Origin of the sequence: Sulfitobacter sp. M22, from assembly GCF_021736025.1 — a bacterium.
Classification (GTDB): Bacteria; Pseudomonadota; Alphaproteobacteria; order Rhodobacterales; family Rhodobacteraceae; genus Sulfitobacter; species Sulfitobacter litoralis.
Window position 1 is genome coordinate 85,946 of the sequence record NZ_WMEC01000005.1, and the last position, 25,071, is coordinate 111,016.

25 protein-coding genes and 1 pseudogene are annotated in these 25,071 nt (G+C 59.8%); 12 read left to right on the plus strand and 14 right to left on the minus strand.

Annotated features, from left to right (window positions below):
- Nucleotides 1-24: 24 nt before the first annotated feature.
- The 5 genes from GLP52_RS17935 to GLP52_RS17955 all read right to left on the minus strand — a co-directional run bounded on the left by GLP52_RS17935 (nucleotide 25) and on the right by GLP52_RS17955 (nucleotide 3,978).
- Nucleotides 25-1,383 (minus strand): multicopper oxidase family protein, encoded by a 1,359-nt coding sequence (locus tag GLP52_RS17935; RefSeq protein WP_027238593.1) that lies wholly within the window; start codon nucleotides 1,381-1,383, stop codon nucleotides 25-27.
- An 11-nt stretch (nucleotides 1,384-1,394) separates the two neighbouring features.
- Entirely contained in the window at nucleotides 1,395-2,858 is a 1,464-nt protein-coding gene (locus tag GLP52_RS17940) for a TolC family protein (protein WP_237273214.1), read from the minus strand.
- Nucleotides 2,858-3,079, minus strand: a complete 222-nt coding sequence (locus GLP52_RS17945) for a hypothetical protein (RefSeq protein WP_188678696.1) — start codon at nucleotides 3,077-3,079, stop codon at nucleotides 2,858-2,860. Before GLP52_RS17945 ends, GLP52_RS17940 begins: the two co-directional genes overlap by 1 nt.
- Before the next feature lie 73 nt (nucleotides 3,080-3,152).
- Nucleotides 3,153-3,575 (minus strand): hypothetical protein, encoded by a 423-nt coding sequence (locus tag GLP52_RS17950; RefSeq protein ID WP_093734255.1) that lies wholly within the window; start codon nucleotides 3,573-3,575, stop codon nucleotides 3,153-3,155.
- Between the two features lie 172 nt (nucleotides 3,576-3,747).
- Nucleotides 3,748-3,978 (minus strand): heavy-metal-associated domain-containing protein, encoded by a 231-nt coding sequence (locus GLP52_RS17955; RefSeq protein ID WP_443069456.1) that lies wholly within the window; start codon nucleotides 3,976-3,978, stop codon nucleotides 3,748-3,750.
- Between the two features lie 117 nt (nucleotides 3,979-4,095).
- Here GLP52_RS17955 and GLP52_RS17960 point away from each other — a divergent pair, with 117 nt between their 5' ends.
- The 12 genes and pseudogenes from GLP52_RS17960 to GLP52_RS18015 all read left to right on the plus strand — a co-directional run bounded on the left by GLP52_RS17960 (nucleotide 4,096) and on the right by GLP52_RS18015 (nucleotide 14,745).
- Nucleotides 4,096-6,603: a heavy metal translocating P-type ATPase gene (locus GLP52_RS17960; RefSeq protein ID WP_237273212.1), complete on the plus strand. Its 2,508-nt coding sequence runs from the start codon at nucleotides 4,096-4,098 to the stop codon at nucleotides 6,601-6,603.
- 19 nt (nucleotides 6,604-6,622) lie between these two features.
- Nucleotides 6,623-7,042, plus strand: coding sequence for a Cu(I)-responsive transcriptional regulator (gene cueR / locus GLP52_RS17965; protein WP_007120891.1), 420 nt, complete (start codon nucleotides 6,623-6,625; stop codon nucleotides 7,040-7,042).
- A 107-nt stretch (nucleotides 7,043-7,149) separates the two neighbouring features.
- Nucleotides 7,150-8,019, plus strand: coding sequence for a DUF305 domain-containing protein (locus GLP52_RS17970; RefSeq protein ID WP_237273211.1), 870 nt, complete (start codon nucleotides 7,150-7,152; stop codon nucleotides 8,017-8,019).
- 22 nt (nucleotides 8,020-8,041) lie between these two features.
- Nucleotides 8,042-8,806, plus strand: a complete 765-nt coding sequence (locus GLP52_RS17975) for a glutaredoxin (protein WP_237273210.1) — start codon at nucleotides 8,042-8,044, stop codon at nucleotides 8,804-8,806.
- 86 nt (nucleotides 8,807-8,892) lie between these two features.
- Nucleotides 8,893-9,420 (plus strand): permease, encoded by a 528-nt coding sequence (locus tag GLP52_RS17980; RefSeq protein WP_237273209.1) that lies wholly within the window; start codon nucleotides 8,893-8,895, stop codon nucleotides 9,418-9,420.
- A gap of 140 nt (nucleotides 9,421-9,560) precedes the next feature.
- A pseudogene (locus GLP52_RS17985) lies at nucleotides 9,561-9,827 on the plus strand (DUF4158 domain-containing protein); the annotation flags it as partial.
- Nucleotides 9,828-9,875: 48 nt separating this feature from the next.
- Nucleotides 9,876-11,021, plus strand: coding sequence for a hypothetical protein (locus tag GLP52_RS17990; RefSeq protein ID WP_237273937.1), 1,146 nt, complete (start codon nucleotides 9,876-9,878; stop codon nucleotides 11,019-11,021).
- Nucleotides 10,927-12,450, plus strand: a complete 1,524-nt coding sequence (locus tag GLP52_RS17995) for a Tn3 family transposase (protein WP_237273935.1) — start codon at nucleotides 10,927-10,929, stop codon at nucleotides 12,448-12,450. The genes GLP52_RS17990 and GLP52_RS17995 overlap by 95 nt, the downstream gene beginning before the upstream one ends.
- 39 nt (nucleotides 12,451-12,489) lie before the next feature.
- On the plus strand, nucleotides 12,490-13,077 hold the full coding sequence (locus tag GLP52_RS18000; RefSeq protein ID WP_272903667.1) for a plasmid pRiA4b ORF-3 family protein: 588 nt from the start codon (nucleotides 12,490-12,492) through the stop codon (nucleotides 13,075-13,077).
- Nucleotides 13,078-13,198: 121 nt separating this feature from the next.
- A complete protein-coding gene (locus GLP52_RS18005) occupies nucleotides 13,199-13,756 on the plus strand; it encodes a recombinase family protein (protein WP_237273910.1) in 558 nt (185 codons plus the stop codon).
- The gene (locus GLP52_RS18010; RefSeq protein ID WP_237273911.1) at nucleotides 13,753-14,232 is read left to right on the plus strand and encodes a hypothetical protein; all 480 of its coding nucleotides are present in this window, start codon (nucleotides 13,753-13,755) and stop codon (nucleotides 14,230-14,232) included. Before GLP52_RS18005 ends, GLP52_RS18010 begins: the two co-directional genes overlap by 4 nt.
- Nucleotides 14,233-14,337: 105 nt before the next feature.
- Nucleotides 14,338-14,745, plus strand: a complete 408-nt coding sequence (locus GLP52_RS18015; RefSeq protein ID WP_237273912.1) for a transposase — start codon at nucleotides 14,338-14,340, stop codon at nucleotides 14,743-14,745.
- A gap of 575 nt (nucleotides 14,746-15,320) precedes the next feature.
- Here the strand turns inward: GLP52_RS18015 and GLP52_RS18020 are convergent.
- The 9 genes from GLP52_RS18020 to GLP52_RS18060 all read right to left on the minus strand — a co-directional run bounded on the left by GLP52_RS18020 (nucleotide 15,321) and on the right by GLP52_RS18060 (nucleotide 25,039).
- Nucleotides 15,321-16,664 carry an APC family permease gene (locus GLP52_RS18020; RefSeq protein ID WP_237273913.1) on the minus strand — a complete coding sequence of 448 codons (1,344 nt, stop codon included), beginning with the start codon at nucleotides 16,662-16,664 and terminating at the stop codon, nucleotides 15,321-15,323.
- A 108-nt stretch (nucleotides 16,665-16,772) separates the two neighbouring features.
- The gene (locus GLP52_RS18025; protein ID WP_223006758.1) at nucleotides 16,773-17,480 is read right to left on the minus strand and encodes a ferric reductase-like transmembrane domain-containing protein; all 708 of its coding nucleotides are present in this window, start codon (nucleotides 17,478-17,480) and stop codon (nucleotides 16,773-16,775) included.
- 82 nt (nucleotides 17,481-17,562) lie between these two features.
- Nucleotides 17,563-18,216 (minus strand): methyltransferase family protein, encoded by a 654-nt coding sequence (locus tag GLP52_RS18030; RefSeq protein WP_018065789.1) that lies wholly within the window; start codon nucleotides 18,214-18,216, stop codon nucleotides 17,563-17,565.
- Nucleotides 18,216-18,485 (minus strand): DUF2933 domain-containing protein, encoded by a 270-nt coding sequence (locus GLP52_RS19630; protein WP_079921059.1) that lies wholly within the window; start codon nucleotides 18,483-18,485, stop codon nucleotides 18,216-18,218. The genes GLP52_RS18030 and GLP52_RS19630 overlap by 1 nt, the downstream gene beginning before the upstream one ends.
- A gap of 15 nt (nucleotides 18,486-18,500) precedes the next feature.
- The gene (locus GLP52_RS18040; RefSeq protein ID WP_443069457.1) at nucleotides 18,501-20,795 is read right to left on the minus strand and encodes a copper-transporting P-type ATPase; all 2,295 of its coding nucleotides are present in this window, start codon (nucleotides 20,793-20,795) and stop codon (nucleotides 18,501-18,503) included.
- Between the two features lie 56 nt (nucleotides 20,796-20,851).
- Nucleotides 20,852-21,799, minus strand: coding sequence for a ribose-phosphate diphosphokinase (locus GLP52_RS18045; protein WP_237273915.1), 948 nt, complete (start codon nucleotides 21,797-21,799; stop codon nucleotides 20,852-20,854).
- A complete protein-coding gene (locus GLP52_RS18050; protein WP_008282885.1) occupies nucleotides 21,796-23,304 on the minus strand; it encodes a thymidine phosphorylase family protein in 1,509 nt (502 codons plus the stop codon). Before GLP52_RS18050 ends, GLP52_RS18045 begins: the two co-directional genes overlap by 4 nt.
- Complete coding sequence (locus tag GLP52_RS18055; protein WP_237273916.1) at nucleotides 23,301-24,677, minus strand: MBL fold metallo-hydrolase; 1,377 nt, start codon at nucleotides 24,675-24,677, stop codon at nucleotides 23,301-23,303. The genes GLP52_RS18050 and GLP52_RS18055 overlap by 4 nt, the downstream gene beginning before the upstream one ends.
- Entirely contained in the window at nucleotides 24,674-25,039 is a 366-nt protein-coding gene (locus GLP52_RS18060) for a DUF5676 family membrane protein (RefSeq protein ID WP_008282887.1), read from the minus strand. Before GLP52_RS18060 ends, GLP52_RS18055 begins: the two co-directional genes overlap by 4 nt.
- Nucleotides 25,040-25,071 lie beyond the last annotated feature (32 nt).

Sequence of the window (25,071 nt, forward strand, 5' to 3'; positions counted from 1 at the left end):
CGGTTGGAGATGACGAAGGGCCGCTCAGCCCTTCGAGGTTGGTTTCGGTGTGAGAATGGTCTTGGGGCTGTTGTTGGAGGCAAAGTCGGGTAATTCGCCAGTCCATTCGTAGGCCATCTCGCCCGGAGGGTTCTCGTACCAGCCGGGATCGGAGTAATCGTCCGCGTCGATGCCGTCCCGCACCTTCACGACCGAAAACATGCCGCCCATCTCGATGGGTCCGTACGGGCCCCAACCCGTCATCATCGGGATGGTATTGTCGGGTAGCGGCATTTCCATTTTTGCCATGTCCCCCATGCCGGACATGCCCATCGGCATGTATTCCGGCTGGAATTGACGGATCTTCTGGGTCAGCGGCTTCTTGTTCACTCCGATGAACGTCGGCACGTCATGGCCCATGGCGTTCATCGTATGGTGCGATTTGTGGCAATGGATCGCCCAATCTCCCAGATGATCGGCGACGAATTCGTAGGCGCGCATCGCACCTACGGGAATGTCGATGCTGACCTCCGGCCACTGTGCTTCAGGCGGCACCCAGCCGCCATCCGTGCAGGTGACCTTGAAGTCATAGCCGTGCATATGGATCGGGTGGTTCGTCATCGTAAGGTTCCCAACCCGTACTCGCACCCGGTCGCCCTTGTTCACGACCAGCGGATCAATGTCGGGGAAGATCCGGCTGTTCCAGGTCCAAAGGTTGAAATCCGTCATCGTCATGATGCGGGGTACATAGGTACCCGGATCGATGTCGAAAGCATTCAGCATGATCAGGAAATCACGATCCACCGGCATGAATGTGGGATCCTTGGGGTGGACCACGAACATGCCCATCATCCCCATCGCCATCTGGGTCATTTCATCGCCGTGGGGGTGGTACATGAACGTTCCGGACTTCACCAAGTCGAATTCGTAGACGAAGGTTTTGCCCGGCGGGATGCTTGGATGGCTCAATCCGGAGACCCCATCCATGCCTGAAGGAAGAATGAGCCCGTGCCAGTGCACCGTTGTGCCTTCCGGCAGCTTATTGGTGACGTAGATGCGCACCCGGTCGCCTTCGACTGCTTCGATCGTCGGGCCGGTGGATTGGCCGTTGTAGCCCCACAAATGCGCGATCATGCCGTCGGCAAGCTCGCGTTCTACCGGTTCGGCCACGAGGTGAAATTCTTTCACCCCGTTGTTCATCCGGTGCGGCAGGGTCCACCCGTTCAATGTGACCACAGGTGTGTAGTCCGGCCCGGTACTAGGACGCGCCGTGATCGCCGTTGCTGCGCTATCCATTTGGGCAGCTTCGGGCAGGCCCATGTTCAGGGTTTGACCCCAGGCTTTCGAAGAGACCAGCGTTGCACCTGCCGCGCCGGCTCCGAGTAATTGACGTCTATTTAGCATGTCAGTTCCTTTCAGTGTCCTGCGCCGCCACCGGCGGCAAGTGTCGCGCCTTCTCCACCAGCACCGCCACCGCCTTCGCCGCCGCCATAGATCGCAGCGGTCAGATCAGCCTGTGCCATGTAGAATTCGCGTTTTGCGTTTGCCGCTTCCAGTGATGCGCCCAGTTTCTCGCGCACGTCTGTCAGCAGCTCGAAAGTGTTGGTGATCATGCCGTTATAAGACAGCAGCCCCTCTTCTTCGACGGTCGTGCGTAGCGGCACCAGAACGTCGCGATAGTGGCGGGCGATCTTATACGCGGCGTGATAGGAGGCTTCAGCACCACGCGCTTCGGACCGGACGTTGACGGCTCTTTCTGCCAGCACGTTGGCTGCTTGCAGGTACGACAATTCCGCCTTGCGCATCCGTGCCTTCCCGGTGTCGTAGATCGGGATTGCGAACTCCACCTCCACCTGAGGGGTGGTCACGGTTTCTGTTTCCCCGTCCTCGATTTCCCGCTCCGCTTCGAAGCCGGCAATGAATTCGAGATCGCTGATAATGCGGGTCTGGTCGGTCAGACCGAACGCCTTGGCCTGTGCTTCCAGGCCAAGTTTGGCAACGCGCAGATCAACCCGATTCCGCAATGCCTTCGCTTCGATGTCAGTCACACGGCCGACGGAACGCGGCAGCGCAGGAAGGGCATCGGGCACATAATAGTCGACCTGGGTGCCCCACAGCCCCATGAGCCTGGTCAGCTGCTCCTTGGACCGGGTAGCATTCAAGCGTGCCTGGGCAAGTTGTCCGGCGAGTTCGGCGTTGAAGGCCTGTTCACGAGCCTGCCCGGCTTTGTTCAGCGCGCCGGTCTCGCCAAGCCTCATCGCCAATTCCGACCCGGCGTCAGAGGTCGCTTTCGCGCGGCGAAGATAGCTCACGGCCTCGAAGGCAGCTACGGCATCGACCCATGCCTTCCGCGTTTGATTGGCCAGTGCGAGCGTGTCGTTCACGGCGCTCAGCTGTGCCTGCCGGAAGCTTGCGTCAGCAATGGCCACACGTTGTTTACGGGTGGTGGCATCGAGTACGTTCGACCGTATCAGTCCTTCGATCGCTCTGTAGGCACCCAGTTCGGGCGCACCGATGCCCAATACACCAATCGAAACGATCGGGTTTTCCGGGGTCGATTGCTGCCAGGCCTCAGCGGCGGATAGGCCGACATTCGCATAAGACGCCTGCAACCCCTTGTTGTTCAGAAGCGCAACCTGAACGGCGGTGTCCGCCGAAATGGTCTTGCGGTGCACCATTGCGTGCACCTGCTTCTTCAAGGCCTCGTTTTCGGCCTGGGTTTCGGCGAAGGCTGTCCGTTTGCCGATGGCTGGTGTGACCTGGCTGGAAATATTGGCGAAGCCAGCTTTTGGTTCCGTGTAGATGCCCGGCACTGCTGTAGCACAGGCACCCAAGATTAGCGGAAAGCCGAAAACCAGCGGAAATTTCGATACCCGCATCAGTTGCCCTCCGTCTGTTCTTGATTGACGGAACGCCAGTCGCGGGGACCTGTAGGGCCGCGATAGGTGTAGCCCGCCAAGGGGTCCTGATAGCTGATCGGTGACGAAACTGCCGCGTTGACGACGGCCTGTTGGGTCGCGACGGACGGCAACGGGGTGGGCTCATAGGCGCATGCGCCAAGCCCGAGGGCCGAAGCCCCCACAAGTAGATGAATTTTCATGAAAGTAACCTGATTGGTGAACGTTATCTCACGCAGAATCTGCGCAAGGCTCACACCCGATTTGGGCGCCGGTTCAGATCAGGAATCGAGGGGGCCGAAGAAACCCTGCTGTTTCTACCGAATACGTTTGACCGTCCAGAATGACATATTCACTTGTACCAACCGGCTCTGCTCTGATCCTGCTGTCTTCGATGAAGACGACAGAAATACAGATGCCGTTGCAACACTCTTGGGATTGTTGCTCTTTGCCATCCTTGTCGGACGCTGCGATGTCGATGTCGCTTGCGACCCCAAGCTTCTCATGCGCGTGATGCGCATCGCTTCCGGTGTCATGAGTCATGGCAGCACCAACGACACCAACAGACCTGGCTTGATGTCCGTCATGCATGCCGGATGCCGCGTGAGCGGCAGAAGGTGGTGAAAACACCAATGCCAGCGCAAACGCAATGCACGTAAACGCCCTTGTCCAGCTTGATATGAAAACTCGAAAGCTCATGCCGCGAATATCGGAGAGCGATGCAGTACAGTCAATCCGTCCTGCGCAGGAAGGTTTGTCGCTTTTTTTGAAACAGGCGAGTTTTGGCCGCTGCTGTCAGAGAGTGTTGCATATCAGCGACATAGAGAGAGCCACTATCTCCGTCCAGCGGAGCGTTGCTGACGCATCTTGGCTACTGAACCTCTGCCAGCTTCTCAGACCTGTAGCCCGCATCGCTGATCGCTGCGGCCAATGCAGTTTCATCCAGAGTGCTGTCTACGTCGACGATACGTGCAGTCAGATCGCACGAAACCGTTGCATCTGGGTCGGCCGCCATAATGGCCTTTTGGATGGAAGCGGTACAATGGCCGCAACTCATGTTCGGTACGCTGAATCTGAACATCGCAATCTCCTTTGACGACATGCATGTAAGGCGTTCCGTCGCGGGAAGGTCAATGGCCAGAATTTTATTCTACAGGCCTGTTGACCTTCCAGTAACTGGAGGCCCTATCTGTAGGAGGATCAGAACAAGGAGATTCTCATGTCGGATCCACGCACCCTTCGGCTTTCCCTGCAAAACATGTCCTGCGCGTCCTGCGTCGGGCGCGTGGAACGTGGCCTCACGGCTCTGCCGGGGGTCAGCGATGTCCGTGTCAATCTCGCCAGAGAGACCGCCCAGGCGCAGATCGACGCACCGGAGCGCATCGCCGAAATCGCCACGACCCTTCAGGAGATCGGCTATCCGGCCCGGAGCCGGAGCGTACGTCTGAACATTTCATCTATGTCCTGTGCCTCGTGCGTCGGTCGGGTGGACAAGGCACTGGCAGTGCTGCCGGGCGTGCTGGACGTGAACGTCAACCTGGCCTCGGAAACCGCTACTGTCAGCTATCTGGAGGGCGCAGTCGCGGTTGCCGACCTTATCAAGGCGGCCAGCGACGCGGGTTACCCCGCCACGCGGGCCGAAGACAGTTCATCGGAAGACGCAGGAGCCCGCAAGAACGAAGAGGCACGGGTTCTGGCTCGCCGGACTGTCGTGGCGACGACCCTCGCCCTGCCCGTATTTTTGCTCGAGATGGGCGCACATCTGATCCCCGGGATGCACGGTCTCATCGGCGACACCATCGGCCATCGGGCCAGCTGGATGATCCAGTTCGTGTTGACCACGGCAGTCCTGCTCTGGCCAGGACGTGCTTTCTACACACGCGGTTTCCCGGCACTGTTGAAAGGCGCGCCGGACATGAACAGCCTTGTCGCGGTTGGCACATCGGCGGCCTACATCTATTCACTTGTGGCGCTTTTCGCACCGACGCTGCTGCCCGCGGGATCGCGCGCGGTCTATTTCGAGGCAGCGGCCGTCATCGTGGTGCTGATCCTTCTGGGCCGCTGGCTGGAGGCCCGCGCAAAGGGCCGGACCGGGGCTGCGATCCAGAAGCTGCTGGGCCTTCAGGCAAAGACGGCCCGTATGCTGGTTGACGGGGAGCCGCAGGATGTGGCCATCGACCGCATCGTCGCTGGCGACATTCTGATCGTGCGCCCTGGCGAGCGGATCGCAGTGGATGGTGAGCTGACCGAAGGCAGTGCCCGTGTGGATGAGAGTATGATCACCGGCGAACCGGTGCCGGTCGCCAAATCCGTGGGCGATCCCGTCACCGGCGGCACCGTCAACGGCAGCGGTGCCTTCCGGTTTAGCGCGACGCGTGTGGGTGCCGACACGACGCTGGCCCAGATCATCCGGATGGTCGAAGAGGCGCAGGGCGCCAAGCTGCCGATCCAAGGGCTGGTGGACCGGATCACCCTGTGGTTCGTGCCCGCGGTCATGGCATTGGCGCTGTTGACGGTGATTGTCTGGCTGTTGGTCGGTCCTTCGCCCGCGCTGTCATTTGCGCTGGTGGCTGGCGTATCCGTGCTGATCATCGCCTGCCCCTGCGCGATGGGTCTTGCCACGCCAACGTCGATCATGGTCGGCACGGGACGTGCCGCCGAGATGGGCGTGCTCTTCCGCAAGGGCGACGCGTTGCAACAGCTATCCAGCGTGGATGTGGTGGCGCTGGACAAGACCGGAACGGTGACCCAGGGCCGCCCGGAACTGACCGATCTCGTGCTTGCGGACAGCTTTGACCGCACCGAGGTGCTGACGCTTGTCGCCGCTGTCGAGGCGCAATCGGAACACCCGATCGCCGAGGCGATTGTGCGCGCGGCAAAGGTCGAGGGCGTCGCGCGGCATGACGCCAAGGATTTTGAATCCATCACCGGCCACGGCGTGCGGGCAAAAGTGGCGGGCCGCGAGGTGCTTGTCGGGGCCGACCGCCTGATGACCCGCGAGGGGCTGACAATCAGCGATCTGGCCGACGAGGAGCGTCGGCTGGCCGAACAGGGCCGCACCGCACTTTTCGCGGCGATCGACGGTCGTGTCGCCGCCGTCATCGCGGTGTCCGATCCGGTGAAGCCGTCCAGCGCCGCTGCAATCCGCGCATTGCACGCACAGGGACTGAAGGTCGCCATGATCACCGGTGACAAGCGCGAAACGGCAGAGGCTATCGCCCGCGAAATCGGCATCGACCATGTGATCGCTGGCGTTCTGCCCGACGGTAAGGTGGCGGCGCTCGACGATCTGCGCGGCGCGGGCAAGCGCATCGCGTTCGTTGGCGACGGGATCAACGACGCACCCGCGCTTGCCCATTCGGACGTGGGTATCGCCATCGGCACCGGTACAGACGTGGCCATCGAATCCGCAGATGTGGTGCTGATGTCCGGCGATCTGCGCGGCGTCGTGAACGCCCTCGAGGTGTCGCGGAGCACCATGCGCAACATCCGTCAGAACCTTTTCTGGGCATTTGGATACAACGTCGCCCTGATCCCGGTTGCGGCGGGCGTGCTTTATCCGGTGTCAGGACTTCTGCTCTCACCCGTTCTGGCAGCAGGTGCGATGGCTCTCAGCTCTGTCTTCGTGCTGACGAATGCGCTGCGGCTGCGCCGCGTGCGCCCGGCGATGGACGAAACGGCGCGCCCCGTCTCCGAAGCCTCGGCATCCCCGATTCCAGCTGAATGAACTCAAGGAGGAAACGATTATGAACATCGGAGATGTGGCCGACCTTTCCGGCCTTCCCGCCAAAACGATCCGCTACTACGAAGACATCGGTCTTGTCGAACCGCTGCGCAGTTCAAATGGCTATCGCAGCTTTCGGCAAAGCGACGTGCACAAGCTGGCCTTTCTCGGCCGGGCACGGGCCCTTGGATTCACCATCGAGGATTGCCGGAGCCTGCTGAAGCTTTATGCCGATACTGACCGCGCCAGTGCCGAGGTAAAGCAGATTGCCGAAGAGCATCTTGATCGGATTGACAGCAAGATCGCCGAACTGACCGAAATGCGCGCGACGCTGTCGCATCTTGTGGATGCATGCGCGGGTGATCACCGCCCCGATTGCCCCATCTTGGCCGATCTGGCGATGGAACAAAAGGCGGGCAGTATCAGCAAGGCGTCCGGGTAGCTCTGACGTCTGCAAAAGCCGAACTTTCCCGAAAACTACGGAACATTCCAGCGCAGCAATGTTGTTCCTTCTATAGGACATCAATTTTTCGAGACTGGAGGTCGCCAATGACATACCTACGCTTTTTCGCGATGATCGCCACATCCACGGTGGTGATGTTCATCCTGATGTATCTCAACACCTATCTGCTGAGCCATATCTTCTGGTCCGAAACGCGGGCTTATATGGCCGTGCTGATGGGGGCCACAATGGCGATCATCATGCTGGGTTTCATGCTGTCGATGTACTCCAGCAAGGCGATCAACGCCGCCATCTTCATTGGCGCCGCCGTGGTCTTTGCCGGATCCCTCTGGTTGGTCCGGAGCCAGGTAACCGTGGGCGATACCAGCTATATGCGCGCGATGATCCCGCACCATTCGATCGCGATCATGACGTCGAGCCGCGCCAACATTTCTGACCCGCGGGTGCGCAAACTGGCCGACGAGATCATCTTTGCCCAGGACAAGGAAATCGCCGAGATGCGGTATCTGGTGAATCACATCGACGCGAATGGTGACGCGGCCGATGAGGGCCCGGATCGTCCGGTCCGCATCGTCGATCTGAACGAGGCACTCTCATCCGCCGAAATCGCCATCCTCGATCTGGAATTCCTGACCGGCGATGAGATCGCGCAGCTTTTCCCGGATGGGGCCATCTGCACCTTCAAGTATACCGCGACCAGCAAACCTGTGCTTGCCGCAGGAGACATCGACGGCGCCCCGGCGGCGCTGGCCAAGATCAGCGGCGATCTGGTGCGACTTGGTTCAACCGACGGCACCGGCACCCTGAGCGCCGAAGGAATGTCCGTGGCCCTCAGTGCCCCGGACGGGGATGCGGCGCTGGAAAACAGTGGTGAAGTGCAGGACGCCAACCTCGTGCTCGAGCTCGATGCCGGCCTGCGGGCAGGCTATCGCGGCTTCTATGGCTGCGACGCCTGAACCCTGAAACGGAGGATATGACATGCCAAAAGACACAACCCAGACAGCCAGGCTTTACCGGATGGTGATGCCCGATCACCTCTGTCCCTATGGGCTCAAATCCATGGACCTGTTGGAGCGCAAGGGCTTCGAGGTCGAGGATCACCCTTTGACCACGCGTGAGGAAACCGACGCGTTCATGGAAGAGCACGGCGTCGAAACCACACCGCAAACCTGGATCGGGGACGAGCGGATCGGCGGATATGGCGACCTTCGGGTCCATTTCGGCATTGATGCGCCCGAAGACGAACGGTCGGACACATCCTACCAGCCGGTGATCGCGATCTTTGCCGTCGCGTTCCTGATGGCGCTCGGTTTGTCGTGGTACAGCTTCGAGACCATTTTCACCCTGCGCGGGCTGGAATGGTTCATTTCGATCTCGATGTGCTTTCTGGCGGTACAAAAACTTCAGGATGTCGAGAGCTTCTCGACCATGTTCCTGAACTACGACCTGCTGGCGCGTCGGTGGGTGCGTTATGGCAAGATCTATCCGTTCGGAGAGGCGTTCGCAGGTATTCTCATGGTCGCCGGGGCGCTGACCTGGCTTTCGGCACCGGTGGCCCTGTTCATCGGCACTGTTGGCGCGGTATCGGTTTTCAAAGCGGTCTATATCGACAAGCGTGAATTGAAATGTGCCTGCGTCGGTGGTGAAAGCAATGTACCGCTTGGCTTTGTCTCGCTCACTGAGAACCTGATGATGATGGTGATGGGGATCTGGATGCCGTTCAGGGTCTATCTGATCGGCTGAAAAGCGCGCGCCGTTTTCGCACCCCTCAGACTTGTTTTCCCGACAGGTTTGCAGATCAGACAGCACAGAGAAAAGGGTTTAGTTGAATGGACCAAATTCTCGAAGCATTCACGACCGGGGCGGGCATGCTCTGGAAGGCGCTCTGGGCGCTGATCTTCGGGTATATCATCTCCGCAGGCATTCAGATATTCGTGACACGGGATCAAATGGCGCGTGTGCTGGGTGATCGTGGTGCCGGGAAGGCAGGTATTGCCGGCTTCTTTGGTTTCGTGTCGTCGTCCTGTTCCTTCGCGGCTCTTGCCGCGTCGCGTTCGATCCTCGTGAAAGGTGCGCATCCGGTCCATTCGATCGCCTTCCTGATTTCATCAACAAATCTGGTGATCGAGCTTGGGATCGTCCTTCTGGTCCTGCTGGGCTGGAAATTCATGGTGGCGAATTTCATGCTTGGCATCCTGATGACGATCTACGCCTATGCCCTCACCCTGATATGGTTTCCAAGGTCGCTTGTCGAAAGCGCAAAAGAGTGCGTATTCCGGGGTCATCCGGCCACCCATTCCGATCACATCCGGCCACCTGTTCCGACGCATTCGGCCACCTGTGCCGCGTTGCCGTGAGGCAGTGGAATTCGGGTATCAGGTTTGAGGCCTAGCTGGCCCGAAGCTGCATATTTGGGCTTTTGGGAGAACATGTTGAGAACAAAAGGCTGATTGACGGCCAGACCTGATGTTGGATGATGTTTGCGTCTGGAGGGGTCATGACAGAGCAAGCATTTGCCTCGGTGTGGGGGCTTTCATATTCAGATTTTGAATTTCTTAACCGGTTTGGGGCGAAGTCGCGGGTCGCGATTGCATGTCAACTTTTATTCTTTCGCCAACATGCACGGTTTCCTGCCGACCGCAGTGATCTTGACCCTGATGTAATCGCGTACGTTGCGGATCAGATTGGGGCGACAGAGGATTGTTCCTACTCATTTTCCAGTGATACCGCGCGACGACAACGTGCGGGTATTCTCGATTTTCTTGGGTTTTGCCGGGCTTCTGATCGTGACCGTGCCAAAATCCAGGCATGGATGATTGAACAGCTTGGTGGCCGAGACCTGAACTTAGCGGACTGGATCGAACGTGGTTTCGGCCAGGCGCGGAAAATGGGCGTGTTTGTTTCTTCAGATAAGATCATGGAGCGCCTTGCCCGCGCTGCCCGCCGGGATTTTCGCGAGAATTTCTTGACGTTGGTGGTATCCCTGCTGTCGATCGAGACGACGGAGCAATTAGAGCGAGCACTCGCGGAACCGTTAGAGGATACGGGCTTTCAGCGGCTGAAGGATGATGTCGGAGCGGCAACCCTCGACAGCGTGTTGCTGGCCGCACGAAAGGCGTCTTTTGTCGAGGAGCTTGGGCTTCCGATGGATATTCTTGGTGATGTCGAACGCGGTTGGATGTTGCGCCTCGCGCGTCAGGTAGAAGGTGAAACCGCCTCTGAAATGCGTCGTCATGCGCCCAAGAAACGCCTCGGACTTCTAGCAGTCTACCTGATGCATCGCCGATCTCAGCTGATTGATGGCCTTATCGACCTGCTTCTGGAGGTAGTGCATCGCTTGGCAACGCGGTCGCGTCGCAAGGTCATTCAGCGCATCGCGGCCGATATCGGCGCGGTTAACGGCAAGGAACGTTTGCTTGTCGAGATCGCCATGGCCGCATTGGATCATCCGGATGGTCGTATTGAAGATGTCATTTTTCCTATCGCAGGAGCGGCCAAACTCCGGGCTGTCATCGACGAACATCGCGCCAAGGGCACCTTGGATGCGCGCATCCAGCAGACCATGCGCGGCTCTTACGCCAGTCATTATCGCCGTATGCTGTCCCCGTTACTCAGGGCGCTGCAGTTCCGGTCGAACAATTCGGTGTGGCACCCGATACTAACCGCCTTGGACCAGATCGTCAGGTATGCAGCTTCTGGTCGCCGCGTTGTTACGGAAGATGATATCCCGTCTGGGATCATCCCGGGAAAATGGCGCCAAGCCGTCATAGATGAGCAAGGTCGGGTCAACGTCGTGTCGTTTGAACTTTGCGTACTGACACAGCTGCGAGATCGTGTCCGCGCGAAGGAAATCTGGATTGAGGGTGCGGACCGGTACCGCAATCCGGATGATGATCTACCGGGGGGACTTTGCCGAGCGCCGAGATGCTTACTATGCCGATCTTGGGCTGTCACGTGACGCGCAGAGCTTTGTCGCGGGCGTGAAGGCTGACTTGGTACAGGAACTTCACCTTTTGAATGCGACTTTGCCGGACAATGACAAGGTGCGCTTGAGGTGGGGTGGAGAGAACCGGATTTCCGTAACGCCGCTGACGCCAGCTCCGGAGCCGACTGGTCTGGCGGCTCTGAAAGCCGAGGTTGCCCGGGCGTGGCCGATGACCGGGCTTTTGGATGTTCTTAAGGAAACTGCCCTCGACACCGGGTTTCTGAACAGCTTTCAGACTTCGGCCAGCCGGGAGGCTTTGCCAGCTGCCGTGCGAGATCAACGCTTGCTGCTCTGCCTTTACGGTTTGGGAACCAACGCGGGCTTGAAACGCGTGGCTGCTGGTTCGCCTGATGTCAGCTATGACGAGCTCTTGCATATTCGGCGGCGGTATATTGATCCTGCGTCCCTCAAGGCGGCATGTGCGCAGGTTGCCAGTGCGACACTGGCAATTCGCAACCCGGAGATCTGGGGTACGCCGGGCACAACATGTGCCGGAGATTCCACAAAATTCGGAGCTTGGGATCGCAATCTGATGACCGAATGGCACGCACGCTATGGTGGGCGTGGCGTCATGATCTACTGGCATGTCGAGCGGCAGGCGACCTGCGTCTATTCACAGCTGAAACGATGTTCGTCTTCCGAAGTGGCTGCCATGATTGAGGGCGTCTTGCGGCACTGTACAGACATGGAAATTCAAAGACAGTATGTCGATAGTCACGGACAAAGCGCCGTCGGCTTTGCTTTTTGCCATCTTCTGGGTTTTGAACTTGCGCCACGTCTGAAAGCTATCGCGCGGCAAAAACTAGCTCTTCCGAGTACGGGTATGCGAGGGCAACTGCCCAATCTGTTGCCAATTCTATCTGGCGTGATCGATTGGGGGGAGATCGAACGCCAATATGACGAAATGGTCAAATACGCCGCGGCCATGCAGCACGGAACAGCTGATCCCGAAGTCATCCTTCGCCGGTTTGCTCGTTCCGATGTGATGCACCCCACCTACAAGGCACTGGCGGAGCTTGGCCGCGCCATCAAGACGATCTTCCTATGTCGTTATTTGCGTTCTGAAGAATTTCGCCGGGAAATCCACGAAGGGCTGAATGTCGTGGAGAACTGGAATAGCGCCAACAGTTTCGTATTTTTTGGTAAGGGCGGTGAGATCGCAACTAACCGTGTGCGAGATCAGGAAACCGCCGCGCATGCTCTGCATCTGCTGCAGTCGTCGCTGGTCTACGTGAACACGCGGATGGTGCAATCCGTCTTGCGCAATCCCGATGTGGTCGCGCGCTTGTCCCCTGAGGACTATCGTGGCCTGTCCCCGCTCATCTATCTACACATCAATCCTTATGGCCGCTTTGAGGTCAATCTGGATAAGCGGATCGATTTTGAACAAATGGCCGCATAGAGGCACTTATGGTAAAAAAAAGAACCCCAGGTCCTACGGCTGAGAATTACTCTTGAATATGTCGACCCCGCCCCGTGGCGGGAAATCGAGATCCGCTCGGACAAGACCCTGCCACACCTGCACGATGCCATTCAGGCGGCTTTCCTATGGTACGACATGCACCTGTGGGACTTCGAGATTGGTGACCGGAAATATCAGATGAAAAGCGAGGCCTTCTGGATCGAGCCGATGTTCGGGCCACCCGTGATGGAGGTCACTACGAAAAAGCTGGACTTTTTCCTGAACGCCAAGGTGCCACCGGTGATCTACACCTATGACTTTGGCGATGATTGGGCGCATCGCATTGAGCTCGTCTCAACACGCACGGTTGTGCCAAATGAGCCATTGCCGCGTTTTGTCGGCGGCCAATGGGCAACCCCGCCCGAGGACATTGGAGGCCCGCCCATGTACGAAGTCTTCAAGGAGGCGCAGAAGAATACAAACCACCCGGAACATGACTGGGCGAAGAAAGCAGGATACGTTGACTGGGCTCATGATGAAATCCACGCCGATGCTGTCAGTGAGCAGTTCGCGAAACTGCAGAGACAAAAGACACGGCGGACATCACGTTGGGTTATGGAGGGCTAGAGGCGTCATAATGGGTATACCCATGGCGACACCGCGCATGAACACAAAAACCGCCAGAATACATGTTCACTTTGGGTCTGTTTCGAGATAATGAACAGATATTGTCAGAGGCACACTCAAAATGAACACATATCAGGCCAAAATCGGCTATGCGCGCACCTCGACCACCGATCAGAACCTCGATGCGCAGATTGCTGCCTTGAAAGCAGCCGGGTGTGGCATGGTCCGCACCGAGCAAAAGAGTGGTGCCAGCCTTGAAGGGCGTCCCGAGCTCAAAACGATCCTCGATTTCATCCACTCAGGTGAAACGCTTGTGGTCACTCGCATTGATCGGCTGGCCCGCAGCCTCAGTGACTTGCAGACCATCGTCACCCACCTGAAATCCAAAGGCGCGCATCTGGCCGCAACAGAGCAGCCGGTGGACACATCAAACGCCACGGGAAAGGCCTTCTTTGACATGCTCGGTGTTTTTGCCGAGTTCGAGACAAACCTGCGGCGTGAGCGGCAGGCCGAGGGCATTCTCGCTGCCAAGCAACGTGGCGTGTATCGCGGCCGCCTCCCGAAAATCGATATGGCCACCATTCGGGCGAAGCTGACAGAGGGCATGTCGCCTACGGAAATTGCACGCGACATGGGAATATCGCGGGGCACGGTTTATAAAGCAAAGGCGTTGATGTGAAAAAGAACAAGACAAAGCAGCGGTCGCCAACCGCCAAGCTGCCAGCCCAAACAAACACAAAGGTACCGCCGCCGCGCAACCTTACTCCCCCACTCTGCGAGAAGCTGCGCCGGGACATGACGCAAGCGTGCCTCAAGGTGGCGGAGACGCACGGGTTGACGGTTGAAGGTGGCGAGCTGAGCGACATCGATCTGCGTCATGGCTTCGACATTAGTTTCCGCGTCGGCATTCCAATGGAGGACGGCGCGATCTATTCGCCAGACAAAGCGCTCTTTGAAGTTCTTGCCCCACATTTTGGCCTTGAGCCATCTGACTATGGCCGGACCTTCAAGTCACGCGGAGATCTCTACCGGATTGTGGCAATCAATCCCAATAGACCAAAGTATCCGATTAGCACTGAGCGGGTCTCCGATGGGCGCGGGTTCAAAATGCCGGCCGAAAACGTCGTGATGTATCTACAGAATTCAGACACATAACGTTCATGTACTGTTCCAGAAGAAGCCCAAATATGCAGCTTCGGGCCAGCTAGGCCGATTAGGTACGAGGCCCGGGTGAGGGAACTGGTTGAGCAAAATGAAATCTTGTCCGCGTCGACAGAGGCCCTTTTGCGCGCACGTGCGCAGTTGCGCGTCGAGTTGGCTGAACTGGACGCCAAAATCGCGGATCTGGCAAAACAAGACGACGTTTGCCGTCTGATGATGACGATGCCGGGCGTTGGTCGGATCGTCGCCCTGACGGTCAAAGCCGCGATCGACGATCCGACCCGGTTTGTGCGATCGAAGGATGTTGGTCCGTGGGTGGGGCTGACGCCGAGGCGCACGCAATCCGGAGAGATGGACATTGTCGGGCAAATTACTCGAGCCGGCGACCGGGCCCTTCGAACGGCCTTGTATCAAGCGGCGATGATCTTGATGCACCGAGGGTCCCAAACTGGCTCCAGGCCTGGGCGCTCAGAGTGGCCCATCGGCGTGGATCGAAACGGGCCTTGATTGCACTTGCGCGGCGTATTGGCGTTGTTTTGCACCGCATGTGGCGAGACGGCACACCATTCCGCCATGCGCAGAGCTGCCCGGCAACGGTCTGAGAAAAACAATTCCAGAACTTGATCGGACGGAGGAACGCACTGCACCTGACGACAGGTACGACGAGGTCCCTTGCCGGGACGTGGTTCCTGGAGATGCCGGAAGCCCGCAAGTTATCAGCAATCGCTGAATACGCGTGAAAGATGGGCACCCAGGACCAGATTTGGACCAGGCATAGAGTGGCAGCCATGAGGCTGACTACGGACGGAAGAGCGAAGCCCGGACAGGGGGGTGTCCTTCAGTCCTGACGTGCCGGTGCAGTGAAAAAGAAAAAGTAAGCTTCTGAATTTGTGCCTTAAAACTCGGAGAAGAATGAGATCTTCGCCGGGATTTTTGACTTGCCCGAAACCCTTGACAGAGGCCCGCCCCATTACGGAAGCGGGCTTGATGCTGCTCGCCTTGTTTGCGTTTGCCCTGTCGGTCGGATTGATCGCAATCGGTGCACAAGGCATCGCATTCCTTCAGGGCTAGATGATGGCTGGCTATTCACCGTGGGAATGCGCGGCCTGAGGTGCCAACCATCGCGACAAGTAAACGCGCTCGAAAGCGAAGACAGCGATCATTCCGACAGCCGCATACAGAACGATCATTGGATCACTTTGAAGCTTCATTACGGTGAAAGCTGCCAATACAATTGCATCGAGAGAGAGCGCAGACAAAAGCACGATACTGGAGGCGCCAACTTCGGTTCGACGATAGCGGAACACGCCCCAATGTATGATCATGTCCATGACGAGGTAAAAGAAGGCACCAAGGGATGCGATCCGTCCCAAATCAAAGAGCACGGCCAGCGTCGAGGCGATAACGACTGTATAGACCAGCATATGCCGCTGGACAGCCCCGGACATGCCAAAATGGCTGTGCGGGATCATTTTCATCTCCGTCAGCATGGTCAGCATCCGCGACACTGCGAAAACGCTGGCCAGCACGCCGGATGCCGTGGCCACGGCCGCCAACACGACCGTCAAGTAAAAGCCGACCTGCCCGAGTGCGGGCTCAGCCGCCTGGGCCAGCGAATAGTCGCGCGCGGCGATGATTTCGTCGATTGTCAGGCTCGCGCCCACGCCAAAGGCCACAAGCAGGTAGACCACCACGCAGATCGCGATGGACAGCATGATAGTGCGGCCGACATTGCGGTGGGGATCGGTGATTTCGCCGCCGCTGTTGGTGATCGTGGTAAAGCCCTTGAAGGCAAGGATCGCCAGCGCAACGGACGCGATGAAGCCTGTCACTCCAAAGGTCTCGGCCGTTTCTGACGCGGCGGCGAACTGAAACCCGCTTGACCAGAGTGCTGCGATACCGAACAGCGCGATGCCCCCGATCTTGATCGCCGCCATGACTAGAGAGAATAGCCCGACGGAGCGGTTTCCTGCGATGTTGACCAAGAATGCGAACACGATCACGGCAACCGCCAGAACGGGCACAAGTGGCCCGCCCGTGATATCCAAAGGCCGCAAGACATAAGTGGCGAATGTCCGTGCGACGAGGCTTTCCGCGATCACCATGCTGAGCGCCATCAAGAGCGCCGCTCCCGCCGCGACCGCCCCCGATCCATAGCATTTCTGAAGGATCATCGCGATGCCCCCTGCCGAGGGCCAGGCGTTCGACATCTTGATGTAGCTGTAAGCGCTGAAGCTGGTCACGATGGCACCAGCGATGAACGCGAGTGGAAATAGTGGTCCAGCCAGCTGGGCGATTTGTCCGGTCAGGGCAAAGATGCCCGCACCGATCATCACGCCCGTGCCCATGGCAACAGCTCCGCCAAGGCTGATCGAGCCTTCACGGTAGCCGTCGTTCCCATCGTGGTTTTTATCGTGTTTCTGCATTTCGATCTGCCTTGGTTGCTTTTTAGGTCGTTACGCCTCTGCGCATGCCCACCCGATCGGTTTCAGGCCGCCAGAAGTCCCGACCCTGGGCGTCTGATGAAATCGCGACTACTCCCGTTGCGAGGGTGCGCCGTAGATCCGCCGGGAAGTTTGCGAACGCCATGTGACTACAACGGCGGCCCCTTGCAGAGCGATAACTGACGCCACAAGGGCAACGAACGGCCATCGCGCCCAGTTTGGCTCAGGCATTTGGCGGTGGAAATCAAGAAAATGAAAGAACAAGAAATAGGCCGTGTGCAGCACTGCCAGCCACCACAGAACATAAGCGCCCTGCTGGATGTATTTCCACACGGACGTGCCAAGTACCCTTTGGCTGAAATTATTCGACGTACCGGCAAGCACAAAGCCGTAGAGCAGTGCCGCGATCCCAACCACATTGGCCAGCGCAAACCCGTGCTGAAGCATCACGTAGCGTTGCAGTTGGGGGTGATACTCAAAACCGAACAGCCGTGCAAAATCAAGCTCGACCCAGCCGATCAGTATTATGATGGTATGCACCGTCGCCGCCAGAACCGCATAAATACCGAGCTCGCGTCGGTACGGCATAAGCTTCCGTAAAAAGGGCGTAGACGACAAGCGTGCGAGCGGCCCAATCGCCATTGCAGCAACGATGAGCAGCAGTGAAAGATCCCCCAGCGCTCGGTTGTAGCGGTGCATCTCCGACCACTCGGCACGCGAAGCAAGCAGCAGGTATCCCGTAAGCACGGACGTTCCTATGATTAGTACGTGCCGCAGAAGGGCGGGTTTTTTCATCATGGTTTCAGATACCGTATGTTTGCAGTCTTCCAAAGATGTTTTAGGCACGCAAATAGCACATCAGATCGGCTTTCGCTTCCAATCAGCGTTCAACATTCTGCAGAGTGTTGACGTTTGGTATGAAAGCCGGAACCCGGCTGGCATACCTGTCCCAGCTTTCGCCAAAACGGGCGCGACTGTCCCCCTCCTCGCCGCGGGCAAGCCGTGCGTACATCCAGACCAGCACCGGGAACATCGCGAGCGTCAGGAGGGTCGGCCATTGCACGAGAAAGCCCAGCATGATCAGCACGAACCCCACATACTGGGGATGGCGAATGCGGGCATAGGGGCCTGTCGTCGCAAGCAACCCCTGACGCTGCGCGTTCCACAGATGGTACCATGCCACGGATATGAGCCAGAAGCCGCCGCCGATAAAGACGAAGCTCAGGAGGTGGAACGGCCCGAAATGCGGGTTCGATTGCCAGCCGAACATCATTTCGGGGAGATGTCCGCTGTCGTGGGCAAACCAGTCTACCTCCGGCCAGGTCGATTGCAGCCAGCCGGAAAGAAAGAAGATGGTCAACGGGAACCCATACATCTCGGTGAAGAGAGCTACGACAAAGGCGCTGAACGCTCCAAAACTGCGCCAGTCGCGTTTTGTCTGCGGCTTGAAGAAACTGAAGGCGAAAATGATGAACACCGCCGAATTGATAAATACTAGCAGCCAGAGTCCATAGGAAGCACCTGCATCGGTCATTACTGGTCGTCTCCCTTACCGTGCCCGCCGTGGCCTCCATGACCGCCGTGCATGAAGAAGTGCATTCCAACGCAAAGCAGCAATGGCAGCCAGATCAGCAATCCGCTGCTCAGGATGTGCACCCGGTGCTCGTAACCCAGGAGAAGGCCGCCAACTGCCAGCGCAACGATCAGATAGATGCCGGCGCGTGATCGCCAGAATGAGGGCGGGCGGGGGGCATGCTCCGATTGACTTTGATTAACATGTGATGGATCAGGTTGATGGGTCACGTTGTGGCTTCCTTTCTAGATCTTTGCGCCGCGAAGGCGCAGCGAATTGAGCACCACCGAGATCGACGAGGCGCTCATGGCGAAGGCGGCAAACATCGGGCTGATGAGGATGCCGAAGAACGGAAACAGCACCCCCGCCGCGACAGGCACGCCAGAGGCGTTGTAGATCAGCGCGAAGAACAGGTTCTGCCGGATATTACGCATGGTGGCCCGTGCGAGCCGCCGTGCGCGCACGATACCGTCGAGGTTGCCCTTGACCAGTGTGATGCCCGCGCTTTCGATGGCCACATCGGCCCCGGTGCCCATGGCAATGCCGACATCGGCCTGTGCCAAGGCCGGTGCGTCATTGACGCCATCGCCGGCCATCGCGACCTTGCGGCCCTGCTGCTGCAATTCCTTGATGATCCGTGCCTTGTCCTCCGGCAGCACATCGGCCCGGATCTCGTCTATGCCCAGACGCGCGCCGATGGCCTTGGCCGTGCGTTCGTTGTCTCCGGTTGCCATGATAACGCGGAACCCCAATTCATGCAGATCCTTGATGGCGGCGGGTGTGGTTTCCTTCACCGGGTCAGCGACCCCGACAAGACCGGAGATCTTGCCATCCAGCACCACGAACATTACTGTCTCGCCCTCGTCGCGACGGGCATTTGCCTTGGCGGTCAGGTCGCCCGCCTCAAGGCCAAGGTCCCGGATCATCGCCAGATTGCCGAGCGCGACCGCTTTGCCGTCGACGACCCCCTTGACGCCCTTGCCGGTGACCGCCTCGAAGTCGTCGGCATTAGCCATCTTCACATCGCGCTCTTCCGCGCCGCGCACGATGGCCTCGGCAAGCGGGTGTTCCGATCCGCGCTCCAGCGATGCGGCGAGACGCAGGACCTCGGCCTCGTCGTGACCGGGTTGCGGCAGGACGGCGACAAGCTGCGGCTTGCCCATCGTCAACGTGCCGGTCTTGTCGACGATCAGGGTATCGACCTTCTCGAACCGCTCCAGCGCCTCGGCGTTCTTGATAAGTACCCCGGCCTGGGCCCCCCGCCCCGTCGCCGTCATGATCGACATCGGCGTGGCGAGGCCGAGCGCACAGGGACAGGCGATGATCAACACGGCGACAGCCGAGATCAATGCGTAGGACAGCGCAGGCGCGGGCCCCCAGATCGCCCATGCGATGAAGGACAGGAGCGCGATACCGATCACGGCCGGAACGAAATATCCCGCCACTTTGTCGGCATACTTCTGGATCGGTGCGCGCGACCGTTGCGCGTTGGAGACCATCTCGACGATCTGCGCCAGCATCGTGTCGGATCCGACCCGCGTCGCCTCCATCACGAGGCTGCCGGTGCCGTTGATGGTGGCACCGGTCAACGGGTCGCCCTCGGTCTTCTCGACTGGCACGGGTTCTCCGGAGATCATGCTTTCGTCGACTGAGGACCGGCCTTCCAGAACCACGCCATCTACCGGCACCTTGTCTCCGGGACGCACGCGCAGCCGGTCGCCGACCTGCACATCCTCCAGCGGAATCTCCTCTTCGGATCCGTCGTCCCGGATGACCCGCGCGGTCTTTGCCGCCATGTCGAGAAGCGCGCGGATCGCCTTGCCAGTGCCTTCACGGGCGCGCAATTCCATCACCTGGCCAAGCAGCACAAGCGTCACGATCACCGCCGCCGCCTCGAAATAGACGCCGACATGACCTTCGGCGTCGCGAAATCCGTCCGGGAATATGCCGGGTGCCAGAACGGCGACGACGCTGAAGAGCCAGGCCGCGATTACCCCCATACCGATCAGGGAGAACATGTTGAGATTCATCGTCCGGAACGAATTCCAGCCCCGAACCAGAAACGGCCAGCCGCACCAAAGAACAACCGGGGTTCCGAGAACCAACTCGATCCAGAGGGTTGCGCGCTCGCCGAAAATCTCTCGCACTTCCGGGAAGCCGAGATAGGGACCCATGGTGAGGATCAGAAGCGGAATGGTCAGTACCGTGCCAACCCAGAAACGCCGGGTGAAATCCACCAGTTCGGGGTTCGGGCCGTCGTCCATCGGGACCCCGGACTCAAGCTCCAGCCCCATTCCGCAGATCGGGCAGGAGCCGTGCTCGACCTGGCGAACCTGCGGGTGCATCGGACAGGTGTAGACGGCGCCGTCATAGCCCTCCGGGACGGTATCGTATCTGCCGTCCGCCGGGGCGGCACCAGCGTTATGGTCATGACCGTGGTGATCATGCCCGGCATGGCTGTCGAGCTCCGCCTCGGGCACAAGATGCATCCCGCATTTCGGGCAATCGCCCGGACCGTTCTGCCGTACCTCAGGGTGCATCGGGCAGGCGTAAATGTTGGATTCGGTTTCATGTGAAGCATGGCTTACTTGGTCGTTCATTCGGTTGTCCTCTCGGCGGGATTCGGGTCCAGCCTAATTGTTCCGGCAACTGGAAGGTCAAGGGCTGTCACCACAGAAAGGATCGCTTCGGCCAATAAACCGGCAATTCCGATCGCATTCGTTGGATGGGGTATGGTGTCGGTGGTGATGATCCTTGCCGCACCAGCCGACAGAATGGCGTCCTGAGCGCCGTGCGCAAAGACCGCATGGATAGCCAGGCAGACAGGCGCGGCGGTTCCGGCCGCAAGCAACCTTTCGACGGCACGAGCCATCGTGGACCCCGAAGACGCGATGTCGTCGAGGATCATCGGTGTGCCTTCGCGCAGCGCCGCGCTTTCGGGCACACTGACATCGACACTGCGGTCACCGGATCTCACCTTGCGCAAGACCTCATAGGGCCGTCCGGCCAGCCGGGCCACCTCAGCCACCCATTGTTGGCTTTCGCTGTCAGGGCCCAGAAGAACGGCGTCTGGCAGGTTCGTGCTGATCCAGGTCGCAAGCAGCGGGGCGGATACGGCGCGAATGGCAGGCATCGGGAAGACATTTTGCAGCCGCGCGATGCGGTGCAGATGCGGATCCACGGTCACCAGCCAGTCGAAACTTTCCCCCAGGAATTGCGCGAACAGCGGTGCGCTTACCGCCTGCCCGCGCTCGAAGCGATGGTCCTGCCGCATGTAGCCAAGATAAGGCGCGATCAATCCGACGCGACGCGCGCCCATCTCGCGCGCCGTCGCCGCGGCGAAGCGCAAGGGCAGGGCAAGGCGATCGGGATCGCGCAAAGTCGCCAGAAATGCCACATCGGCCCCGTCCAGATCGCCGGGCAGCGAAATCAGGCTTTCGCCATCTGGGAAGTGGTGCCAGTCGAGAGCGAGCAGGTCCGCCCCAAGCGCGGGTGCCAGGTCTTCGGCAAGCGGCCTCATCTCGGGAAACGCGACAAGGATCATGACACTGCCTCGGACAGCGTCAGCACCCCGGTCTGGGACTCCGCGTAAGCCAGGGCATAGGCCAGTTCGCCTGGTGTCTCGGCATGAAGCTCATAAAGCGGCTGGCCCTTGTCCACCCAATCCCCGATCCGCACCAGAAGGCGGATGCCGGCGCTCTTCTGACGCGGGGCCCCGGCCAGCTTGGCGATGCGTGCGATGCGTCGGTTGTCGATGGCGGTCAACTGGCCCGCATGAGGGGCGCGTATTTCGATCTGCTGCGCTGCGGTTCCGGGTTTGCGGAAACCGCCCTGTGCCGCGCAAATTGCCATGAACTTTGCCTCCGCTGCACCACTATCGAGAAGCGCCTGCGCGCGGTCCCGCCCCCGCCCAGCAACGGCGTGCGGTGCGAGGTCCAGAAGATGTCCGGCCAGATCCAGCGCCCGCGCACGCAGGTCGCCAGGTGCATCCGGCGCGCGCCGCAAAACCGCGAGCACGTCGTGCGCCTCCAGCGCCGGGCCCATGCCACGTCCCACCGGGGCCACGCCATCGCTGATATGTAGCGCCAGGTTCAGACCCAACGCCTTGCCCACCGAAGACAGCCGTATCCCGAGTGCCTCCGCCGCTCCGGCAGACCGCACCTTGGCCGTTGGTCCGACCGGCATGTCGATCAGAACATGGGTGGCACCGGCGGCCGCCTTTTTCGACAGTACGCTCGCTACGAGTTGACCGGTGGAGTCGAAATCGAGGGGGCGTTCGACACGGATAAAATGATCGTCGGCAGGACTGAGGGCGAGCCCGCCACCCCAGACGAGGCAACCGCCCTCGGCTTCGACCACCCGGCGCAGCGCGGCGGCGTCAAGCGCGACGGGCGCCATCACCTCCATGGTGTCGGCGGTTCCGGCAGGCGATGTGATCGCACGGCTCGACGTCTTGGGGATCAGATGCCCCGCCGCCGCGACGATCGCGACGACGATGGGTGTCGTCCGGTTGCCCGGCAATCCGCCGACGCAATGCTTATCGAGGACAGTGTGCTGCCCCCAGTCGAGCGTCTGCCCTGCTTCCTTCATGGCGCGGGTCAGCGCCACGGTTTCGGCCTCGTTCAGCCTGTCGCCGGCGCAGGCGGTCACGAAGGCGGCAAGGTCGAGATCCGATAACCGGCTGTCGAGCGTGTCGCGCACGATCGTCGCGAACCCGGCCCGGTCCAGCCTCTCGCCATAGGCTTTCGCCCGGATCATAGACGCCGAAGCGGGCGGTTCAGGGTGCGAGAAAGCGGCTTCGTCTCCAATCTCAGCGCCAAGCGCGGCCCAGGCGGAAACGGACAATGCCGCCTGGTCCACGGCAAGCCATGCTCCGCGGCGGACGACATTCAGGGTCGCGATGATCCAGCGGTCCTTCAGGTCGATTCGTATGCGTGTCTGGGCAGCAAACCCCTCGGAACGGCAGACGTGACAGTCTTCATGCATGTAGACGACCGGCTGCCGGTAGGTGTCGATGCGGGAAGAGACCAGGGCAAGCGTTTCGGTCATCGCGGCCTGTCCAGGTAGACGGATTCGAGATGTTCGGGCACGCGCACGGATCGCCCTAGCTCGTGTTCGACGCGGAATCGCAGGGTGTCGGCGGTGACAGGTTCCCCATGGGTGAGATAGGTCATCTCGGGGGCGGGACCGGCGGACATCCAGCGCAGGATCTCATCGGCATGTCCGGAAAAGGACTGGAGCTGAACCACTTCGGCCTCGATCTGGAACTCCCGTCCGAACATGCGCAATGTCCGCGCGCCTCCGGCCAGCGCCGCGCCGCGCGTGCCACCGGCCTGGAAACCGGAGAGCAAGATCGCGTTCCGCCGATCGCCGCCGAAGCTGGCCAGATGGTGCAGGATACGCCCGCCGGTCAGCATTCCGCTGGCGGAGACGATGATCATCGGGCCCTGGCGCGTGTTCAGCTCCTTGGATTGCTCGACCGTGTTTACCCTCTTGGCGATCTCGAACATCGCAATGCAGTCTTCGCGGCTGACGTGGTGCTCGGCGTGATGACGGTGATAGATCTCGGTCGCATTCACCGCCATCGGGCTGTTGAGGAACACCGGGACATAGGGAATATCGCCGCGCTCCATCAATCGCGCAATGTGCAGCATCAGCCCCTGCGCCCGTCCGACGGCAAAGGACGGGATCAGCACCGTGCCGCCGCGGGCAAAGGTGCGTTTGAGGATCGGAGCCAGTTCGGCTTCTGGGTCCACGTCGGAATGGGACCGGTTGCCATAGGTGGACTCGCAGACCAGAACATCTGCTCCGCCGAATGGCTGGGGCGATCGCATCAGCGGATCGGGATCATGGCCCAGATCGCCGCTGAAATGGACAACCCTGCCGCCGACCTCAAGCCGGATCTGCGCCGCCCCGAGCAGATGCCCCGCCGGAATGAAACGGGCCGCGATGCCGTCGCCTAAATCTATTCGCCGGTCGAAGGGGTGAAGATCAAAGCGGTCCAGCGCGGCCTTTGCATCCTTGAGCGTATAGAGCGGTTTTGGCTTCTTGTGTTTGGAATATCCCCTCCGCGCGGCAAAGCGCGCCTCTTCTTCCTGGATATGGCCGCTGTCGGGCAGAATAAGCCCGCACAGATCTGCCGTTGCTTCTGTGCAAAGAACCCGCCCGCGAAACCCCGCCCGGATCAGTGTCGGCAGATATCCCGAATGGTCCAGATGAGCATGGGTGAGCAGCACAGTGTCGATGGTGTTGACACGCACAGGGAAAGGTTTGCGATTGCGCGCCCGCAACTGCTTGAAGCCCTGGAACAGCCCGCAATCGACCAGAATGCGCCGCCCCAGGGCCTCGACCAGATAGCGCGATCCCGTCACCGTCCCGGCGGCGCCAAGAAAGCGCAGTTTCGGACGTGCGGTCGGGATCACGTCGCTGTTCCCCTTGCCGCGATGGCGTTGTAAAGGCCGCCGAAGATCAGCGCGGCGTACCAACCGTAGAGAAAGCTCTCGACCAGCCCGATGATGAAGCCCACCGGGGTCAGCCAGACGAAACCGGGCAGCAGACCGGACCAGGTTTCATACATTGCATAGGCGGGAAAGATCAGATCGAATGCGATGCACACAAGGTAGGTCAGCGCCAGGAACAGGCTCAGCGCCCAACCAAGCGGCACAACCGGCAGACGCACACGCCCTGCCCCGGCAGGCCCGCCCATGACGCAGGCCCCGCACGTCATGCGCAGGGCCAGGAAAAGGATCACCGCGACTGCGGTGAAATAGAAAATGGGCATCATGGCTTTCTCCCTTCTTGTCGTGGATCCGGACG

Excerpts from the sequence above, each read along its gene's own strand:
- GLP52_RS17935 (WP_027238593.1), bottom strand. The coding sequence starts at position 1,383 with ATGCTAAATAGACGTCAATTACTCGGAGCCGGCGCGGCAGGTGCAACG.
- GLP52_RS17940 (WP_237273214.1), bottom strand. The coding sequence starts at position 2,858 with ATGCGGGTATCGAAATTTCCGCTGGTTTTCGGCTTTCCGCTAATCTTG.
- GLP52_RS17945 (WP_188678696.1), bottom strand. The coding sequence starts at position 3,079 with ATGAAAATTCATCTACTTGTGGGGGCTTCGGCCCTCGGGCTTGGCGCA.
- GLP52_RS17950 (WP_093734255.1), bottom strand. The coding sequence starts at position 3,575 with ATGAGCTTTCGAGTTTTCATATCAAGCTGGACAAGGGCGTTTACGTGC.
- GLP52_RS17955 (WP_443069456.1), bottom strand. The coding sequence starts at position 3,978 with ATGTCGTCAAAGGAGATTGCGATGTTCAGATTCAGCGTACCGAACATG.
- GLP52_RS17960 (WP_237273212.1), top strand. The coding sequence starts at position 4,096 with ATGTCGGATCCACGCACCCTTCGGCTTTCCCTGCAAAACATGTCCTGC.
- cueR (WP_007120891.1), top strand. The coding sequence starts at position 6,623 with ATGAACATCGGAGATGTGGCCGACCTTTCCGGCCTTCCCGCCAAAACG.
- GLP52_RS17970 (WP_237273211.1), top strand. The coding sequence starts at position 7,150 with ATGACATACCTACGCTTTTTCGCGATGATCGCCACATCCACGGTGGTG.
- GLP52_RS17975 (WP_237273210.1), top strand. The coding sequence starts at position 8,042 with ATGCCAAAAGACACAACCCAGACAGCCAGGCTTTACCGGATGGTGATG.
- GLP52_RS17980 (WP_237273209.1), top strand. The coding sequence starts at position 8,893 with ATGGACCAAATTCTCGAAGCATTCACGACCGGGGCGGGCATGCTCTGG.
- GLP52_RS17990 (WP_237273937.1), top strand. The coding sequence starts at position 9,876 with ATGATTGAACAGCTTGGTGGCCGAGACCTGAACTTAGCGGACTGGATC.
- GLP52_RS18005 (WP_237273910.1), top strand. The coding sequence starts at position 13,199 with ATGAACACATATCAGGCCAAAATCGGCTATGCGCGCACCTCGACCACC.
- GLP52_RS18020 (WP_237273913.1), bottom strand. The coding sequence starts at position 16,664 with ATGCAGAAACACGATAAAAACCACGATGGGAACGACGGCTACCGTGAA.
- GLP52_RS18025 (WP_223006758.1), bottom strand. The coding sequence starts at position 17,480 with ATGATGAAAAAACCCGCCCTTCTGCGGCACGTACTAATCATAGGAACG.
- GLP52_RS18030 (WP_018065789.1), bottom strand. The coding sequence starts at position 18,216 with ATGACCGATGCAGGTGCTTCCTATGGACTCTGGCTGCTAGTATTTATC.
- GLP52_RS18040 (WP_443069457.1), bottom strand. The coding sequence starts at position 20,795 with ATGCACCCTGAGGTACGGCAGAACGGTCCGGGCGATTGCCCGAAATGC.
- GLP52_RS18045 (WP_237273915.1), bottom strand. The coding sequence starts at position 21,799 with ATGATCCTTGTCGCGTTTCCCGAGATGAGGCCGCTTGCCGAAGACCTG.
- GLP52_RS18050 (WP_008282885.1), bottom strand. The coding sequence starts at position 23,304 with ATGACCGAAACGCTTGCCCTGGTCTCTTCCCGCATCGACACCTACCGG.
- GLP52_RS18060 (WP_008282887.1), bottom strand. The coding sequence starts at position 25,039 with ATGATGCCCATTTTCTATTTCACCGCAGTCGCGGTGATCCTTTTCCTG.